Source organism: Mesorhizobium sp. WSM4884, assembly GCF_029625675.1.
GTDB lineage: Bacteria > Pseudomonadota > Alphaproteobacteria > Rhizobiales > Rhizobiaceae > Mesorhizobium.
Genome location: NZ_JARTVO010000004.1, coordinates 203683 through 221445 on the forward strand (window position 1 = coordinate 203683; position 17763 = coordinate 221445).

The following is a 17763-nucleotide window of genomic DNA, read 5'->3' on the forward strand; positions in this document are numbered from 1 at the left end:
TCCTGGACGATTGCGAAGATAATACGGACTTTGCAGCATGGATCGTCTTTCCTCAAGTGCTTATTTGATCGTCACGCGCCGCCAAGGCAGCGGCGCCGATCAAATCAAGCAAAGGAAAACTGCAATGCGTGTCTTCGTCACCGGAGCCACCGGCTTTGTCGGCTCGGCCACCGTCCAGGAACTCCTCAGAGCCGGCCACCAGGTGCTCGGCCTCGCCCGCTCGGATGCCGGCACCGAGGCTCTCGCCGCCATGGGCGCCGAGGTGCTCAAGGGGAATCTGGAGGATCTCGACAGCCTCCGCCTCGGCGCGGCGCGGGCGGACGGCGTCATTCACACCGGCTTCAACCATGATTTTTCGAAATTCAAGGAGAATTGCGAGACCGACCGGCGCGCCATCGAGGCGATGGGGATGGAGCTTGCCGGCTCAGACCGGCCGCTGATCGTCACCTCCGGCATCGGGCTGGTGCAGCCGGGCCGGGTCGCGACCGAGGACGTTCCGCCCGCCTCCAACCCAGCGATCCCGCGCGTCTCGGAGCAGACGGCCTACGCCGCTGCCGAGAAGGGTGCGCGCGTCTCGATCATCCGCCTGCCGCCGTCGGTCCACGGCGCCGGCGATCATGGCTTCGTCCCGATCCTGATCGGCATTGCGCGCGAGAAGGGCGCCTCGGTCTACACCGGCGAGGGTCTCAACCGCTGGCCCGCCGTGCACCGGCTCGATGCCGCCAGGCTCTACAGGCTGGTGCTGGAGAAGGGCCGCGGCGGCGCCCGCTACCATGCCGTCGCCGAGGAAGGCGTGCCGTTCCGCGAAATCGCCGGCGTCATCGGCCGGAGGCTCGGCGTGCCGGTGGTCAGCAAGAGCAAGGAAGAATCCGCCGAACACTTCGGCTGGTTCGCGCATTTCGCCGCGATCGACAACGAGGCCTCGAGCGCGCTGACCCGGCAGGAATTGGGTTGGGAACCAACCGAGGTCGGGCTGATCGAGGACGTCGATCAGCCGGTCTATTTCCAGGGCTGAGTCAGGCGACAAGCCCGGGACGCGGATGCGCCTCGGGCTCGAGATTCCTTGTCTTTCAACAGCTTTAGCCTGATCGATTGGTCCAGGCAGTTCCGCCGCGCTTTGCCGCATGATAGGGATCGAAACGCGTTGCAGGTCGTGGAATGCAGCGTAATTGGATCGATTCATGCCGCTGCCGCCGCTTTCGCCTGAGCAACTCGTCAAGCCGAGCCATTTCGAACTGCGCATGAGCCTGATCTTCGCGACCTTGTTCGTGTCGCAGGGCACGCATCTGCCCTATTTCCCGCTCTGGCTGGAGGCGAAGGGTTTTCATGCCGAGCAGATCGCCGTCATCCTGGCCGCGCCGATGTTCCTGCGCGTCGTGACGACGCCGATGCTGACCGCACTGGCCGATCGGGCGAAGGATCGCGCCAACGTCTATGTCGCTCTGGTTGCGGCGTCGATGATCATTTCGGCCGGCTATTTCCTGCCCGCCACCTATGCGATCGTGCTCGCCGTATCGCTTGTTTTGACGATCGTGTGGACGCCGCATTCGCCAATGGCCGATTCGCTGGCGCTGTCGGGCGTGCGCCGCTTCGGCTCGAACTACACTGCCATGCGCAAATGGGGTTCGATCGCCTATCTCTGCGCCAATGTGGTAGGCGGCTTCATCCTGGCGGCCACTGGCCCTCAAACCGTTCCGGCGATCATCTTCGTGGCCCTTGCGGCAGCCCTTGTCGCAGGGCTGTGGGCGCCGCGCATGGGGCGGCCCCGCAAGGCCTCGCCGCTGTCGGCGATCGATATCCAGCATTCCGCGCCGAGCCTCTTCAATGCCTATTTCCTCTATTTCACCCTCGGCGTCGGCATCATCACCGCAAGCCACGCCTTCCTCTATGGTTTCGTGTCGATCTATTGGAAGTCGATCGGCATCAGCGATTCCGTCGTCGGCCTGCTCTGGGCCTGGGGCGTGGTCTCCGAGGTCTGCATGTTCGTGCTCTTCAACCGCATTTTCGCGTCCGTCTCGGTCGTCAGGGTGATGGTCATCGCCGGCATCGGCTCGATCGTGCGCTGGATCGCCTTTCCGCTGGTCTGGCCGCTCGGCCTCGGCGTCGCCGGCTTTTTCGGCGTGCAGACGCTGCATGCGGTGTCGGTGGCGATGGTGCTGATCGGTTTGCAGAAGATGATCGGCGAAACGGTTTCCGAAGAGCGCACGGGCGCCGCGCAAGGCATCGCCTATTTCTTCAACGGCTTCTTCATGGCCGCGGTGACGCTTGCCTCGGGACCGCTCTACGACCGTCTCGGCGTCGACGGCTTCCTGGCGATGATTCCGATTGCGATCGTCGGTCTGGTGCTGATCGGCCTTGCCGCGCGCTCAGCCCCACAGTGCCCGGTCAGGGGGTGACACAAGCGATCCCTGGTAGGCGAGACCCGGCTCGCGGTCTCGCGCAAGCAGCAGCGGGCCGTCGAGATCGACGAAATCGGCTCCCTGAGCCAAAAGCACTGCCGGCGCCATGGCGAGCGACGTGCCGACCATGCAGCCCACCATGATGCCGAAACCCAGTTCGCGCGCGCGGTCGCGAAGAATCAACGCTTCGGTCAGGCCGCCCGACTTGTCGAGCTTGATGTTGACGGCGTCATAGAGGCCGACCAGCTCTTCGAGGTTCTTCGCCTCATGCACGCTCTCGTCGGCGCAGATCGGCACGGGATGCGCGATCTCGCGCAAGATGCCGTCACGGCCGGCGGGCAGCGGTTGCTCGACCAGCGCAATGCCCTGCCCGGCGGCAAAGGCAAGATTGGCCTCGATGTTGTCGTCGGTCCAACCCTCGTTGGCGTCGAGGATGATGCGGCTTTGCGGGGCGGCTTCCGTCACCGCGCGAATCCTTGCCATATCGTTGTCGCCGCCGATCTTGACCTTGAGCAACGGCCGCGAGGCGTTGGCGCGCGCCTGAGCGGCCATCGCCTCCGGCTCAGCAAGCGACAGCGTGTAGGCGGTTTCGAGCGCCTTCGCCGAAGCAACGCCGATCGCGTCCGCCACCGGCTTGCCGCTCAGCTTGGCCTCGAGGTCCCACAGGGCGCAGTCGATGGCGTTGCGGGCCGCGCCGGCCGGCATGGCCGCGAGCAGGGCGGTGCGGCCGATGCCGCCGATAATCTGGCCGCGCATCGCCTCGATCGCGGCGTGCACACCCTCCATCGTCTCGCCGTAGCGCCTGTAAGGCACGCATTCGCCGCGCCCGACATGTCCGTTATCGCCGATCGTCACCGTGATGACCTCGGCCTCGGTTTTCGATCCGCGCGAGATGGTGAAGGTGCCCGCGATCGGAAACCGCTCGGCCTCGACCGAAATGACACGCGCCATATTTTTCTTCTCCGGCTGTGCGACACCGGTCTGCCGGCAAATCGACACGCCAGTCCCGTCACGCTAAACAGGACGCCATGTTGACCATCCGCAAACGCGACGCAAGCCGCACGCCTGCCGGTGAGGCCAATCACCAGCCTCGTATCGCCGTCGGCGAGGAGGGCGGCGTGCTCGGCTGCGCCTTTTCCGGCGTCTGGACGACGCGGACCGTCGCATCGGTGGATGCCGAGATGCGCAAGATCGAGAAACGCAACGGCGCCAAGACGCTGACGCTCGACCTTTCCCAGATCGAGAAGATGGACACCGCCGGCGCCTGGCTGATCGACCGGCTGGCCAGCGCCTTCGAGAAGAAGGGCGTGGACGTCCATGTGCAGGGCCAGAGCGAGATCGCCTCGATCCTGCTCGGCGCGGTCGGCGACGCGGTGCGGCGCGAACCCGAATCGGGACCGGCCGGGCCACCCAACATCGTCCTGCGCGCGCTGGAACTGGTCGGACGCCGCGTCTACGAGATGCGCGACGACTTCCTGGCCTCGATGAATATCCTTGGCGCCACCATCCGCGGCGCGCAGTTGAAGCTTGGCCGCGGCCATGCCGTCAATCCGGCCGCCATCTTCAACCAGATCGACCGCATGGGCGTCGGCGCCATCCCCGTGGTGGTGCTGATGTCGGCCATCGTCGGCGCCATCGTCGCCCAGCAAGGCGCCTATCAGCTCAGCTATTTCGGCGCCGACATCTTCGTCGTCGACCTCGTCGGCGTGCTGATCCTGCGCGAGCTCGGCGTGCTGATGACGGCGATCATGCTGGCCGGCCGCTCGGGCAGCGCCATCACCGCCGAGATCGGCTCGATGAAGATGCGCGAGGAGGTCGACGCGCTGAAGGTGATCGGGCTCAACCCGATCGGCGTGCTGGTGTTTCCACGGCTCGTCGCCCTGGTGATCGCGCTGCCATGTCTGACGATCATCGCCAATTTCGCCGCGCTTGGCGGCGGGATCATCGCGGCCTGGCTCTATTCCGACATTCCCCCGGCCGCCTTCATCGACCGGCTGCGTGTCGCCATCGATCTCAGCACTATTTTCGCCGGACTGATCAAGGCGCCGTTCATGGCCATGATCATCGGCACCATCGCTTCCGTGGAGGGCATGAAGGTCGGCGGCAGCGCCGAATCGCTCGGTCGGCACGTTACCGCCTCGGTGGTGAAGTCTATCTTCGTCGTCATCATCCTCGACGGGCTCTTCGCCATGTTCTACGCTGCGATCGAGTTCTGAGATGGCCATCGCGAACGGCAATGGAGCCCAGACGACGCAGGACGCGGATGAAAGCGAGATCGTGCTTTCGGTCCGGGACGTCACCGTTGCCATCGAAGACAAGCTGATCCTCGACAAGCTTTCGCTCGACATCAAGCGTGGTGAGATCCTGGGCTTCGTCGGCGCCTCGGGCGCCGGCAAGTCCGTCCTGCTGCGTACCATCCTCGGGCTGATGCCCAAGCAATCGGGAACCATCAAGCTGTTCGGCGTCGACGTCGACAAGTCAAGCGAGGTCGAGCGCCTGCGCATCGACATGCGGCTCGGCGTCCTGTTCCAGCACGGCGCGCTGTTTTCGGCGCTGACGGTGCAGGAAAACGTGCAGGTGCCGATGCGCGAATATCTTGACCTGCCGAAGAAACTGATGGACGAGCTCGCCATGCTCAAGGTCGAGCTGGTCGGGCTGCCGCCGGACGCGGCGCAGAAATTCCCCTCCGAGCTGTCGGGCGGCATGATCAAACGTGCGGCGTTGGCACGCGCGCTGGCGCTCGATCCGGACATCGTCTTTCTCGACGAGCCGACATCGGGCCTCGATCCGATCAGCGCGGCCGAGTTCGACGAATTGGTCGTCAAGTTGCGCGATACGATGGATTTGACGGTCTATATGGTCACGCATGACCTCGACACGCTGTTCACCGCCTGCGACCACGTGGCGGTGCTCGGCAAGAAGAGGGTGCTGGTCGAGGGCACGATCGACGACATGCTGAAGAGCGAAGAGCCGTGGGTAAAGTCCTATTTCCGCGGAAAACGCGCCCGGCAACTTGATCTTGCGGCGCGCGCTTAGCCATAAGTGAGGCAATGGAAACCAGAGCCAACTACGTCATTGTCGGCATCTTCACGCTGGCTGCGATCCTTGCGGCCTTCGCCTTCGTCTATTGGACCGCCGCAATCGGCGAACGGGGCGAGACGACGATGCTGCGCGTGCGCATCCCCGGCTCGGCTTCGGGCCTTGGCCGCGGCAGCTTCGTCTTGTTCAACGGCGTCAAGGTGGGCGATGTCAAACGGGTCTATATCGACGTCGACAACCCCACCGTCGCCATCGCCGACACCGAGATCGACCGCATGACGCCGATCACCAAGTCGACGCAGGCTGACATTGGGTTGGCGGGCCTCACCGGTCAGGCGAATATCGAGCTCAGGGGTGCGGATCCCAAGGAAGCCAAGCTGCTCGACGAGGCGGAGAAGGAGGGCAGGATCCCCGAGATCGTCGCCAATCCTTCGGCCGTGACCAACTTGTTGCAGACGGCGCAGAACATCTTCACTCGCGCCGACAAAGTGCTTTCCGAACTCGAAGGCTTCACCAAGGACGTTCGCGGTCCGCTGACGCAGACCGTCAAGAACGTCGAGACCTTTTCCGATGCGCTGGCCAAGAATTCGGACGGTATCGACAAGTTCCTGTCCGCCGTGAGCTCGCTTTCGGAGCAATTGCAGAATGTGTCGGGCCGACTCGATAGCACGCTGACGGCGGCTGAGGGCCTGCTCAACTCCGTCGACAAGGACCGGATCAAGAGCATCGTCGCCAATGTCGACACGGTCACGGCGAACCTGAAGGAAACTTCGAAGCAGTTCGACGCGACCATCGACAACGTCAACATCGCGGTCGGCTCGATCAACGACTTCGCCAAGCAGACGCAAGGCACGCTCGCCAAGGTGAATGGCGTGCTCGACGGCATCGATCCGAACGACGTCCGCACGGCGCTCGCCAACATCCAGAAAGCCAGTGACAGCGCCAACAAGGCGGCCGCCGACATCGCCAAGGTCACCGACAAGATCGCCAACCGCTCCGACGACATCAACGATACGATCAAGAATGCCCGCCAGCTCGCGCAGCGCCTCAACGATGCCTCGGTGCGCGTCGACGGCATCCTCGCCAAGGTCGATCAGCTTCTCGGATCCGGCGAGGCCAACGGCGTGATGGCCGATGCCAGGTCGACGCTGAAATCCTTCAAGCAGGTTGCCGACACGCTGAACTCCCGCCTCGGCACCATCGTAGACAATCTGTCGCGTTTCTCAGGCTCGGGGCTGCAGAATGTGGAAGCGCTGGTGCAGGACAGCCGCCGGTCCATCAACCGCATCGAGGAGGCGGTGACCGATCTCAGCCGCAATCCGCAGCGCATCCTGACAGGTGGCGAGGGAGAAGTTCGTCAGTTTGATGGCAGGGCGCGGCGTTGACTTCGGCTGCCGCGAACGCCAAGAACATAGGCTTGCAGCTGTAAGTTGATCGTCAGATCCGGGGACATAACGGGGATCGTGCGTGAAATCGGGTAGAGGGTTGAAGTCGGTTGCCGCCGCCGCGCTCGCGTTGACGCTAGCCGGCTGCGCGGCACTGGGAGGCAAGCCGGCGCCGCTCGACACGTTCGAGCTTTCCGCTCCGTCGGTCGACATGCACGGCCATAGCCGCCGTCAGATCCTGATCGCCCAGCCCTCGGCGCTGAAGGCGCTGGACAGCCAGAATATCGTCATCAGGCCTTCCGACCAGTCGATCCAGTTCCTCAAGGGCGCGCAGTGGGCGGACCGCCTGCCGCTGATCGTTCAAGCCAGGCTCGCCGAGACCTTCCAGCGCTCCGGCAGCTTTGCCGGCGTCGGCAAGCCGGGCGAGGGGCTGGCGATCGACTATCAGATCATCGTCGAAGTCCGCTCCTTCGAAGTCCGCGTCAATGGCGGCGAACATGCCGACGTCGACCTCTTCGTGCGCATTCTCAACGACCGCAACGGCGAGGTGCGCGCCTCGAAGAGCTTCACCGCGAGCGCGCCGATCTCGGGCCGCGGCAACGCTGCCTATGTCGACGCGCTGGACAGTGCCTTCGGCCAGGCGGCGAAGGACATCGTTCGCTGGACGGATTCGGTGATCTGAGCGCCGGATTACACTGAGCAATCGACTTTACAAAACCGGATATGAAAAAGGCGGACCGACGGCCCGCCTTTTGTATTCTCTTACCTGCCCCTGTCAGTGCAGGCGGCCGCTGGCGTGGGCCAGCATGGTGTAGACCTTGCCGGTGTCCGACGTCAGGTAGGTCTGCGCCATGATGTTGTCGCGGTCGTTGCGCGACACGTCCTTGAGCAGTTTTTCGAAATCGTCGCAGTAGCGATCGACGGCGGCGCGGAACTCGGCTTCGGCTTGGTACTTGCGACGGATCTCGTCGAAGGTCTGCTGCCCCTTGAGAGTGTAGAGACGGCGCGTGAACACGTCGCGCTCGCCGCGGCGATAGCGGTTCCACAACTCGATCGAGGCGTCATGGTCGATAGCCCGCGCGATGTCGACGGACAGCGAGTTGAGCGATTCCATGACATGCAGCGGCGAACGCTGGGCAGGCGCCGCGCGCGGCGCTTCCGCCGGGGCGGCCGGCTTCAGGTCCTCCTCGCGCGATGCGTTGGTCAGCAGATCGCGCACCCAGCCGCCTTGCGGCGTGCGTCCGTTCGGATCGCGCCGCGGCGCCTCGGCGGGGCGTTCGAGATCGAGCGTGCCGCGCAGCGTGGTCTCCGCGAGCGGTGCCTGCGGCGTCCGGCGCTCCGGCTGCGGCGGCGCGGGCGGACGGCGCAGCGGCTGCTCGGCGGGTCGGGCAGGAGCCTGCGGTGCGGGGCGCAAGCCACGCGGCTCGCCGGTCTCGCTGCTGCCGCTGCGGCCGGATTTTGCAACGATATCCGATAGTTCCTTGAGCGCGTTGATCTGCTCGGAGACCGCGCGGCGAATTGCAGACGTCGATTCCTTGGCCTCTTCCGGCATCTCGATGACGCCCTTCTTGAGCTCGGCGCGGGTAAGATCCAGCTCGCTCTTGATCGAGCTGGCGGTGCGCCGCATCTCCTCGGTCGCGTCGGCGAAGCGCCGCGTGGCGGAATCGACGACCTCGGCGATGGCCGTGCGGATCTTCTCCGCCGATTCCATCGTGCGGCCCTCGGCGGTTTGCATCGTCTGGCCGACGAGGTTCTCGAAGGAGCGCATGACCTTCTCGAGGTCTTCCGACTTCTTGACCAGGCCGACGGCGAGATCCTCGAGCGAAGATTGCCGCTCCAGCGTGTGCTCCAGATTGCTCTGCGCGGAACTGAGCAGATTGGAGGCGCTCGATAGCAGACGGCTATGCTCGTCGAACTTGGTCGCGATCGATGCGACCTCGCGCAAGGTCGCCGATGACAGGTCGGTCAGCCGCGTGGTGTTGGAGTCGACGAGACGTGCCGAGCTGGCAAAGGTCTGGGCTGCCTTTTCCGTGGTCGAGGCGAAGCTCTGTGTGCTGCCGTTCAGCCGTTCCTCGATCTGGCCGAGGTTGACGGCAGCTTGGTCGATCAGCTGGCTGAGCTGAGCGCTGGAGGTGCCCATGCGGCCGATGAGGTCGGCAACGCTGTCGGCCAGCGTCGAGCGCGCGCCCTCGACGGCCGAAAGCGTTTCGGCCGTGCGGCTGGCAAGCGCGTTGACGAGAACGGCGTTTTCGCTGCGCAGCTTCTCGGTCGCTCGTTCTGTGACCTCTTCCACGCTCTTCTGCAGCTCGGATCCGCCCTGGACGAAGCGCTCGACCAGGGGACGCGCCGTCTCGTCGAGGATCCTCGACATCTCGGCGGAGCGCGCCGCAAGCATGGTGTTGAGCTCGCGGGTGTTGGCGCCGATGGTCTTTGCTGCCTCGTTGGTGCTCTGGCCGATGTGCTGGCCGACCGCGGTGAAGGTTTCGGCGATGACGTTGGCGCGCGAGATCAACTGGGCTTCGGCGCTGGACACCTGCTCGCTGAGCTTCTGGCCCATCGTTTCGGCGCTGTAGGAGAGGCGGTTCTCGACGCTCGCCACCTGTTCCTCGACTCGGGCGGCGGCTGCGGCAGCGCTCGACGCCAGCCGCTCGTCGGCGCCGGCAAGCGCCTGCTCGATCTCGCGGGCGTGGACGGCGAGCTCCTGGCCGGTCTGGCGGGCGCGATCGGCGACGCGCTGCTCGGTGGCCGCGAATGCGCCGACAATGGTGTCGGCATGTTCGCCGATGGTCGAGGTGCTGCTGGCGATGCGCGACACCAGGCGGCTGTCGGCGTCGTCGAAGATACGGGCGATTTCGGACGCCCGCGACGACAGCGCTTCCGATCCCTCGGCGATGCGCGAGATCAGATGCTGATCGGCGGCATCGAAGATGCGGCCGAGATCCGAGGCGCGTGCGGCCAGCGCTTCGGCCGATTCGGAGATGCGCATGCCCATCCGCTCGTCCGCGCCCTCGAAGTTGCGCAGGATATCGCCGGCGCGTGCGGCCAGCGACTGCGCCGTTTCGACCGCACGGGCGACCAGCTTCTGGTCGGCGGCATCGAAGGTTCCGGCGATCTCGCTGGCGCGTGCGGCCAGCTTGTCGGCGGTTTCCTCGACGCGGGCCATGAGCGAATTGGATGCATCGTCGGCGCGGGCCATCAGCATGCTGGATGTGTCCTGCGCGCGTTCATGCAGGCGGCGATCCGCGGCCTCGAAAGCGTTGGCGATGTCCTCGGCCCTGGCAAGCAGGGCGGCCGAAGTCTGCTCGGCGCGCTCGGCGATCTTGCGATCGGCGTCGCTGAAGGCGGCGCCGGCCTGTTCGTGCAGAGCGCTGGTGACTTCCATCACCTTGTCGCGCAGCGCGCCGGCAACGAAGACGGCGGTCTTTTCAAGCACGCCGCGGACATTGTCGACGCCGGTCGACAGCGCACGTTCCATGGTGGCCGAGCGTTCCTCGATAATGCCGGTCTGTCGGCTGAAGGCCTGCTCGATCTTCTCGACATCGGCGGCGATCGCCGCGGAGATGTCGCCGCTTTTGGCCGCGATCTGGTCGATGTGCCCGGACACCGAGCGGTCGACGTCCTTGCGCGCCTCGGCGAGCTTGGCGAGATCGTCCTCCAGGGCGCGGGCCAGCATGTCACGGCCCTCCGACAGCTTGCCGACATGGCCGGCAATGACGCCGTCGATCTCGGCGCGGCTTTCGGCCAGCTTCTGCAGGTCGGCTTCGAGCGCACGCTTGAGGATATCACGACCCTCTGCGAGCTTCTCCACTTGGCCGGAAACCAGGCCGTCGATACCAGCGCGGCTTTCTGCGAGCTTGGCAAGGTCGGCCTCGAGGGCGCGCGTGAGGATGTCGCGCCCTTCGGCGAGCTTCTCGACCTGGCCGGCAACGAGGCCGTCAATCGAGGCGCGGCTTTCGGCGAGCTTGGCGAGGTCCGCTTCCAGGGCGCGCTTGAGGATGTCGCGACCCTCGGCGAGTTTCTCGACCTGGCCGGCGACCAGCCCGTCGATGCTGGAGCGGCTTTCGGCGAGCTTGGCGAGATCGTCCTCCAGGGCCTTGGACAGTGCCGCGCGGTCCTGCGAAAGCCTGTCGGCGTGGGTCTGCATGAGGCCGCTGGCATTAACCATGTCGGAATCGAGAGCGCGCGACAGCTCGGCACGATGGTCGCTGATCTTCTGCGAATGATCGACGATGGCGCCTTGGATGGTATTGAGGTCGGCTTCCAGGGCTCGCTTGAGGATATCGCGGCCTTCGGCGAGCTTCTCGACCTGGCCGGCGACCAGGCCGTCGATGCTGGAGCGGCTTTCGGCGAGCTTGGCGAGGTCGTCCTCGAGAGCCTTCGACAATGCCGAACGATCCTGGACGAGCCTGTTTTGATGGTCGGCGATCGCACCGCTGACCGTATGCAGATCGGTTTCCAAAGCCTTTGACAGCTGGGCGCGTTCCTCCTGCACCCGCTCGGAATGTCCCGTGATGGCACCTCTGATGGTGTTTATGTCTGCTTCCAGGGCGCGCTTGAGGATATCGCGGCCTTCGGCGAGCTTCTCGACCTGGCCGGCGACCAGTCCGTCGATCGAGGCGCGGCTTTCGGCGAGCTTGGCGAGGTCGGATTCCAGCGTCTGCGACAGTAGGCTGCGGTCCTCGACGAGCTTGCCGGCGTGGCTGTCGATCAGGTCTCGGATTCCGCTCAGGTCGCCTTCCAGGGCTCGGCTGAGTTCGCCCCTGTCTTCCGCAAGCTTGGCCGAATGGGTTTCGATCAGGGTCCTTATACCGGCAATGTCGGTCTCCAGCGCCTTGGCGAGCACCGCGCGGCCCTCGGCTATCTTCTCGACCTGACCGGCTACCAGGCCGTCGATCGAGGCGCGGCTGTCTGACAGCTTGCCGAGATCGGCTTCCAGCGCGCGCGCCAGAATGTTGCGGCCCTCAGCCAGCTTGCCGACATGACCGGCGACCATTTCGTCAATCATCGTACGGGCTTGGACGAGTCTGCCGGAGTCTTCGTTTAGGGCCTGAGACAGGCGGTTGCGGCCCTCTTCGAGCTGTTCGAGGTGGCTGCCCAGCGAGGCATCGATGGCTGCGTGCGCCTCGTTGACCTTGCGCAGGTCATCTTCCAGCGCGCGCGAGATCAGGCTGCGGCCCTCGGCCAGCTTCTGGACCTGACTGGCCACAGCGTCATCGATGCCGGCGCGACTCTCGGCGAATTTCGCGAGGTCCTCCTGCATGGCGGCGGCCATGCGGCTGCTGCTTTCGGAGAGCTTCCGGCTGTGGTCTTCGATGGCTTCGTCGATGCCGGCGCGGGCATCGGCTAGCCGCTGGATGTCGGCGTCGAATGAGCGCGACACGACGTGGCGGGCGGCTTCCATGCGGCCGGCGAAATCGGTGGCGCGGGCTTCGAGCATGGACGAGGTCGACGAGATGATGTCGGCCATGTCCGCGCCGATCTGGGTCTTGCCCTGATCGATCATCACCGACAGCTGGTCCTTGCTCTCGGCGAACGTATTGGCGATGTCGCGGGCGCGTTCGACCAACGTCTCGTTGATCTGACGGGCGCGCGCCTCGAGCGCCGCGTTGAGCTTCTGCGTGCCGGTGTCGAGCGCCTCGGCGCGGGTCTGGAACTCGCTGATCAGTGCCTGCCCACGTTCGGCCAGTGTCCGCTCGATGCCGCTGAGGCTCGCTTCGAATTCGGAGTTCAGCGTGCGCGCGGCTCCGCCGAGCAGCGAGACCATGCCACTGGTGCGGTCGTCGAGCATGTCGGTCAGCGAGCGGGTGAGGCTATCGGTCGTGTCGGTCAGCTTGGCGATGCGGGTGTCGAGCAAGCTGGCGAAGGCTTCGCCGGAGGTCGACAGGCGGTCGGTGATCGTATCGAGCCGGGTCTCCACCGAATCGAAGATCGACATCGAGCTTTCATTGATGCGATCGATCAGCGTGTCGCCCGAATTGTTGATCGTCATCGACAGCTTGGTCGAGGCGTTGAGGATCGAGTCGCGGATGATGTCGCTGGCGGCGCCGATCTCGTCGCGCAGCGTCTCGTGCGCGCCGTGGATCGAGGCGCGCACGCGCTCTGCATGGCTCACGACCGCTTCGCGCTCGCTGCCGAGCCCGTCGACCAGCGAGCGGATGCGCGCTTCGTTTTCGGAATAGGAGCGCTCGATCTGGCTGACTTCGCTGTGGACGAGCGTTTCGAGCTCGACGGCGCGCGCCAAAGTGCGCTCGATGCCTTCGCCCATGGCCGCCACCTCGCGGCGAACGGCCTGGCCGATCATCATGACACGGTCCTGGGCAAGGTTTTCCGGCTCGGCGAGGCGGAAGGCAACTTCGGTCATCGATTGCGCCGCAATGCGCATTTCCTGGGCGCGCCGGATCATGGCGGCGAAGGCCCAGAACAGAATGACCGGGATAATCGCCGCGACCGCCAGGCCGATCAGCTCGGGGCGGGCGAAGAATTGGTCGAAGCTGCGGATCTTCCAGATGTCCGGACCGAACAGAAGATTGGCGAGGCCGCCGGCGCCGGCGATCCAGGCGAGCGAGATGAACGCTATGACCCAGTAGACGGTGCTCGACGCACGCTGGTTGAGGCCATGCAAAAGCGTCCGGTAATCCTTCTGGCGATCGTCGTTGGCTGGCGTGAAACCGGCGGGAGCCGGTGTGAAGCCGGCCGGCTGCGAACCGCGCGATTCGATTGGGCGGAGCTCCGCCGGCTTTGGCTGAGGCGCCGCCTTCGGTGCCGGAGCCTCATTTGCCGGCTCGATCCTCTGGCTGCGGCCTTCGCGCGCCAGCTCGTCCGCGGCCGCCGAAATCTGGGCCTCGAGATCTTCCATCGACGCCGCCATGTCGAGCCCGCCTTCGTCGCCGTTGAGGTCAAGGTCAAGCGCCTTTTCCAGCTCCGCGGCTACGTCGCTCTCGAGGGATTTGGTCGTCGTCGGTTTCTTAGCCATGCCTTCGCTACCCTGTACTAGCTGCCGCGGGACTTATGATTCTGGCCTGATTTTGGCTTGTCTGGTCCCAGACAGGAGGCTGAAAATGGACGTTCGTATCGTAATGACACACGGGGGTAAAGAAAACATGCATTCCGGGCGATACGTAAAACTTTAAATATAAGGTTAACGGAGGCGTGATTTGGGCTGCCTCTGTGACAACATTTTTCCCTGGCAATCGTTAACGCGATGGCGACGCAAGTCGCCTATTTTTTGGCGGTAGGCCGCCTTTTCGGGAGTTGCAGTGCGTATGCGTGGTGACAGTGGAATCGCGTTTTCCATGCCCGGCGGTGACGTGTCGGGAACGGCAGGGTCGCGACCTGTGGATATGGCCCATCTTGCGCGGCAGACGATGGACGATCGCGCGCTCGAACAGGAAGTGCTGGCGCTGTTCGTGCAGCAGGCACTCTCGGTGCGCGACAAGATTGCCGATGCCGATGCCAAGGAACGGGTGCTCCTCGCACACAGCCTCAAGGGCTCGGCGCGCGGTATCGGCGCCTTTGCCGTCGCCGAATGCGCCGCGGCGATCGAAAAGCAGCCCGAGGATGCCCGCATCTTGAAGAAGCTTGGCGTGCTGATCGAGGAAGTGCGGGACTTCATCGCCGCCATCAGCCGCTAGCCCCTCGCGAGAGCACCTTCCGAAAACGTCATTTGGCTGAAAACGTCATTTGGTGGCGTTTTTCGCGCCGCAGTTGACTTGTCCGGCGGAGTGATTATCTCGGCTGCGACTCCTCAGGTGACAAATGACAAAGCTGACTTTCATCGCCAATGACGGCACTCAATTCGACGTGGAGGCCGAGAACGGCTCGACCGTCATGGAAAACGCGATCCGCAACGCGGTGCCCGGCATCGAGGCGGAATGCGGCGGCGCCTGCGCCTGCGCGACCTGCCACGTCTATGTCGACGAGGCTTGGACGGCCGAGGTCGGCGAGCCGGAAGCGATGGAGGAGGACATGCTGGACTTCGCTTACGACGTCCGGCCGAACTCGCGCCTGTCCTGCCAGATCAAGGTGCGCGACGCGCTCGACGGCCTCGTCGTCCGCGTTCCCGAACGCCAGGGCTGAACCAACTCTCCTTTTCCAATTTTTCCCGTGGCTGCTTGGCAGCGGGCCATAGGTCATGCACTGTCCCCACCATTTCCCAAAACGGGGCGGAGCTGATGACGGATACGATCAAGACGGACGTACTTATTGTCGGGGCAGGGCCGGTCGGCCTGTTCGCCGTATTCGAACTCGGCCTGTTCGACATGAAGTGCCATCTCATCGACATCCTCGACCGTCCCGGCGGACAATGCGCCGAGCTCTATCCAGAAAAGCCGATCTACGACATTCCGGGCTGGCCATTGATCACCGCCCAGGGCCTGGTCGACAAGCTGCTCGAACAGATACATCCGTTCAAGCCGGACTTCACCTTCAACCGCATGGTCTCCAGCCTGGAGAAACTCGAGGACGGTACGTTCCGCGTCACCACCGACGAAAATGAAGTGTTCGAGGCCAAGGTTGTGGTGATCGCCGCCGGCGGCGGCTCGTTCCAGCCCAAGCGTCCGCCCATCCCGGGCATCGAGGACTATGAAGGCAGGAGCGTCTTCTACTCGGTCCGGCGCATGGAGGATTTCCGCGGCCATGACCTCGTCATCGTCGGCGGCGGCGATTCGGCGCTCGACTGGACGCTCAACCTGCAGCCGATCGCCAAAAGCGTGACGCTCGTCCACCGGCGTGCGGAGTTCCGAGCGGCGCCGGACAGCGTCAACAAGATGTATGCCATGCAGGAGATGAAGCAACTGAGATTCCTGGTCGGTCAGGTGAGCGGCTTGGCGGGCGCCGACGGCCAGCTCTCGTCCGCGACCATCAAGGGTGGCCCGGACGGCGATATAGAAGTGCCTTGCACCCGCATGCTGCCGTTCTTCGGCCTCACCATGAAGCTCGGGCCGATCGCCGAATGGGGGTTGAACCTGCACGAGAACCTGATCCCGGTCGACACCGAGAAATTCCAGACATCGGTACCCGGCATATTCGCCGTCGGCGACATCAACTGGTATCCCGGCAAGCTGAAGCTGATCCTGTCAGGCTTCCACGAGGTCGCCCTGATGGCGCAGGCCGCCAAGCGCATCGTCAGCCCCGGCGAGCGGATCGTCTTCCAGTACACGACCTCGTCGACCAGCTTGCAGAAGAAGCTCGGCGTCCACGACTGAGGTATGTTGATATTCAGGGATGCCGGCCTGCGAACGGCAGCCTCCGGCGCTTCCGGTCTTCGCCGGCCGGAGCCACTCGTGAGTGGCCAAGCAGCCGAACTAAGGTTACGGCTGGCGTAGGCCGGTGCTCGGAAGCTACCTTTCTCGGCTCGGCCTGACCTGAATCTCAACACACCTCGGAGAGACTACTCCGCAAGTACGGGCGCGGCGTTCTCGTCATGGCCGCGCAGCGGCTTTTCCGGCATCAGCGCCAGCACGACGAGCGCCAGGAAGAGCGTGATGCCGGCGGTGAGGAAGATCATCACGAACGGCATCGCCGATGTCAGCTCGATATGTGTCTGCGAGCCCTCGGCTGCGAGCGGCAGGCCATAGCTCATCGCGACGGCGCCGAGCATGGCGACGCCAAGCGCGCCGCCCAGGGAGCGCAGGAATGTCAGCACGCCGGTCGCGACACCGAGATGGGCGCGATCGACCGCGTTCTGAACCGAGACGGTGCTGACCGGGAAGGTCGTGCCGCTGCCGATGCCGATGAGCGTCGTCAGGACCTCGACTTCGAGCAGCGAGGCTTGCCCCGCAATGGCGCTGAGCACGCCGATGCAGACGATCGCCAAAATGATGCCGACCATGGCGATGCGCTTGTAGTGGACGAAGCGCGGGATCATGCGGCCGCTGAATGTGGCGCCGGCAACGGTGCCGAGAAGCAGCCCGAGCATGGCGGTGCCGGATTCGCTGACCGAGAGCCCGACGACCGACTGCAGATAGACCGGCAGGTAGACCGAGGCGCCAATGTTTGCCGCCTGCAGCAGGAACAACGACAGCGTGCCGGCGAGCACGATCGGATTGCCCAGCACTTCGAGCGAGATCAGCGGCTCGCTGGCCCTCAGCAGCCGCAGCGCGAACAGCGCCCAGAACACGGCCGAGCAGGCGACCAGCCCGAGGATTTCCTGCGAGAGCCACGGATAGGTGCTGCCGCCCCAGTTCAGCGCCAGGAGCAGCAGCGCCGTGGCGATCACCAGTAGCACGGCGCCCAGCCCGTCGATGCGGTGGTGCTTGGCCGCGATCGGCAGCTTCTTCAGCGGGTTGTTGATTATTGCCATCGCCAAGAGGCCGATCGGCAGGTTGATCCAGAAGATCAGCGACCAGTGCAGGTGCTCGGCGAAGACACCGCCAAGCAGCGGACCGGCGACGCTGGCGACCGCCCATGTGCCGGCTATCCAGGCGGCGTAGCGGGCGCGCTCGCGCGGCGGCACGAGATCGCCGATGACCGTTTGGGCAAGCGCGAACAGACCGCCGCCGCCCGCGCCCTGAATCGCCCGGCCGATGACCAGCACCAGCATGTTGGGGGCCAGGGCACTGACCAGCGATCCCAGAAGAAAGATCAGGATGGCGGCGTAGATGACCGGCCGGCGGCCATAGACGTCGGAAATCTTGCCGTAAAGCGGCGCCATCGCCGTGGCGGTCAAAAGATAGCCAGTGACGATCCATGGCAGATATTCGGCGTGTCCGAGCGCGCGCGCTATGGTTGGCAAAGCGGGAGCGACGATGGTCTGGTCAAGCGCCGCCAGCAGCATCGACAGCAGCACGCCGCCGATAATGGCGTTCTTCTCGCTTTCGCTGATCGGCGGCGAGGTCGCCATCGTCGTGCGATTGTCGACGGTCTGGTCCATGCGTCGTTCTTTCAAAGAGGCTGGCTCAAAGGCCGGTGCGCGGTCCGCAAGAAGCGGCCGGTTCCGGGAC

The 17763-nt window shown here is 64.7% G+C and carries 12 protein-coding genes; 9 read left to right on the plus strand and 3 right to left on the minus strand.

Annotation, left to right across the window (positions count from 1 at the left end):
* Positions 1 to 124: 124 nt before the first annotated feature.
* Positions 125 to 1015: an SDR family oxidoreductase gene (locus tag P9236_RS08380; protein WP_278074133.1), complete on the plus strand. Its 891-nt coding sequence runs from the start codon at positions 125 to 127 to the stop codon at positions 1013 to 1015.
* 166 nt (positions 1016 to 1181) lie between these two features.
* Complete coding sequence (locus tag P9236_RS08385; protein ID WP_278074134.1) at positions 1182 to 2396, plus strand: MFS transporter; 1215 nt, start codon at positions 1182 to 1184, stop codon at positions 2394 to 2396.
* Here P9236_RS08385 and dgcA read toward each other — a convergent pair.
* Positions 2367 to 3350: an N-acetyl-D-Glu racemase DgcA gene (dgcA, locus tag P9236_RS08390; protein WP_278074135.1), complete on the minus strand. Its 984-nt coding sequence runs from the start codon at positions 3348 to 3350 to the stop codon at positions 2367 to 2369. The genes P9236_RS08385 and dgcA overlap by 30 nt on opposite strands.
* A 77-nt stretch (positions 3351 to 3427) precedes the next feature.
* Between dgcA and P9236_RS08395 the strand changes: the two genes are divergently transcribed.
* From P9236_RS08395 to P9236_RS08410, 4 genes are all read left to right on the plus strand, one after another.
* Positions 3428 to 4615 (plus strand): ABC transporter permease, encoded by a 1188-nt coding sequence (locus P9236_RS08395; protein WP_278074136.1) that lies wholly within the window; start codon positions 3428 to 3430, stop codon positions 4613 to 4615.
* A gap of 1 nt (position 4616) precedes the next feature.
* Positions 4617 to 5435, plus strand: a complete 819-nt coding sequence (locus P9236_RS08400) for an ABC transporter ATP-binding protein (RefSeq protein ID WP_278074137.1) — start codon at positions 4617 to 4619, stop codon at positions 5433 to 5435.
* A 14-nt stretch (positions 5436 to 5449) separates the two neighbouring features.
* Positions 5450 to 6823 carry an MlaD family protein gene (locus P9236_RS08405; RefSeq protein ID WP_278074138.1) on the plus strand — a complete coding sequence of 458 codons (1374 nt, stop codon included), beginning with the start codon at positions 5450 to 5452 and terminating at the stop codon, positions 6821 to 6823.
* An 82-nt stretch (positions 6824 to 6905) separates the two neighbouring features.
* A complete protein-coding gene (locus tag P9236_RS08410; protein ID WP_278074139.1) occupies positions 6906 to 7505 on the plus strand; it encodes an ABC-type transport auxiliary lipoprotein family protein in 600 nt (199 codons plus the stop codon).
* A 93-nt stretch (positions 7506 to 7598) separates the two neighbouring features.
* Here the strand turns inward: P9236_RS08410 and P9236_RS08415 are convergent, their stop codons facing one another.
* Positions 7599 to 13796, minus strand: a complete 6198-nt coding sequence (locus tag P9236_RS08415) for a kinesin (protein ID WP_278074140.1) — start codon at positions 13794 to 13796, stop codon at positions 7599 to 7601.
* 289 nt (positions 13797 to 14085) lie between these two features.
* Here P9236_RS08415 and P9236_RS08420 point away from each other — a divergent pair, with 289 nt between their 5' ends.
* The 3 genes from P9236_RS08420 to P9236_RS08430 all read left to right on the plus strand — a co-directional run bounded on the left by P9236_RS08420 (position 14086) and on the right by P9236_RS08430 (position 16026).
* The gene (locus tag P9236_RS08420; protein ID WP_278074141.1) at positions 14086 to 14454 is read left to right on the plus strand and encodes an Hpt domain-containing protein; all 369 of its coding nucleotides are present in this window, start codon (positions 14086 to 14088) and stop codon (positions 14452 to 14454) included.
* Positions 14455 to 14578: 124 nt separating this feature from the next.
* Positions 14579 to 14899, plus strand: a complete 321-nt coding sequence (locus P9236_RS08425) for a 2Fe-2S iron-sulfur cluster-binding protein (RefSeq protein ID WP_278074142.1) — start codon at positions 14579 to 14581, stop codon at positions 14897 to 14899.
* A 95-nt stretch (positions 14900 to 14994) separates the two neighbouring features.
* On the plus strand, positions 14995 to 16026 hold the full coding sequence (locus P9236_RS08430; protein WP_278074143.1) for an NAD(P)/FAD-dependent oxidoreductase: 1032 nt from the start codon (positions 14995 to 14997) through the stop codon (positions 16024 to 16026).
* 185 nt (positions 16027 to 16211) lie between these two features.
* On the opposite strand, the gene P9236_RS08435 is transcribed toward P9236_RS08430, so the two are convergent.
* On the minus strand, positions 16212 to 17693 hold the full coding sequence (locus P9236_RS08435) for an MDR family MFS transporter (protein ID WP_278074144.1): 1482 nt from the start codon (positions 17691 to 17693) through the stop codon (positions 16212 to 16214).
* Positions 17694 to 17763: the final 70 nt, after the last annotated feature.

Excerpts from the sequence above, each read along its gene's own strand:
- P9236_RS08380 (WP_278074133.1), top strand. The coding sequence starts at position 125 with ATGCGTGTCTTCGTCACCGGAGCCACCGGCTTTGTCGGCTCGGCCACC.
- P9236_RS08385 (WP_278074134.1), top strand. The coding sequence starts at position 1,182 with ATGCCGCTGCCGCCGCTTTCGCCTGAGCAACTCGTCAAGCCGAGCCAT.
- dgcA (WP_278074135.1), bottom strand. The coding sequence starts at position 3,350 with ATGGCGCGTGTCATTTCGGTCGAGGCCGAGCGGTTTCCGATCGCGGGC.
- P9236_RS08395 (WP_278074136.1), top strand. The coding sequence starts at position 3,428 with ATGTTGACCATCCGCAAACGCGACGCAAGCCGCACGCCTGCCGGTGAG.
- P9236_RS08400 (WP_278074137.1), top strand. The coding sequence starts at position 4,617 with ATGGCCATCGCGAACGGCAATGGAGCCCAGACGACGCAGGACGCGGAT.
- P9236_RS08405 (WP_278074138.1), top strand. The coding sequence starts at position 5,450 with ATGGAAACCAGAGCCAACTACGTCATTGTCGGCATCTTCACGCTGGCT.
- P9236_RS08415 (WP_278074140.1), bottom strand. The coding sequence starts at position 13,796 with ATGGCTAAGAAACCGACGACGACCAAATCCCTCGAGAGCGACGTAGCC.
- P9236_RS08420 (WP_278074141.1), top strand. The coding sequence starts at position 14,086 with ATGCGTGGTGACAGTGGAATCGCGTTTTCCATGCCCGGCGGTGACGTG.
- P9236_RS08425 (WP_278074142.1), top strand. The coding sequence starts at position 14,579 with ATGACAAAGCTGACTTTCATCGCCAATGACGGCACTCAATTCGACGTG.
- P9236_RS08430 (WP_278074143.1), top strand. The coding sequence starts at position 14,995 with ATGACGGATACGATCAAGACGGACGTACTTATTGTCGGGGCAGGGCCG.
- P9236_RS08435 (WP_278074144.1), bottom strand. The coding sequence starts at position 17,693 with ATGGACCAGACCGTCGACAATCGCACGACGATGGCGACCTCGCCGCCG.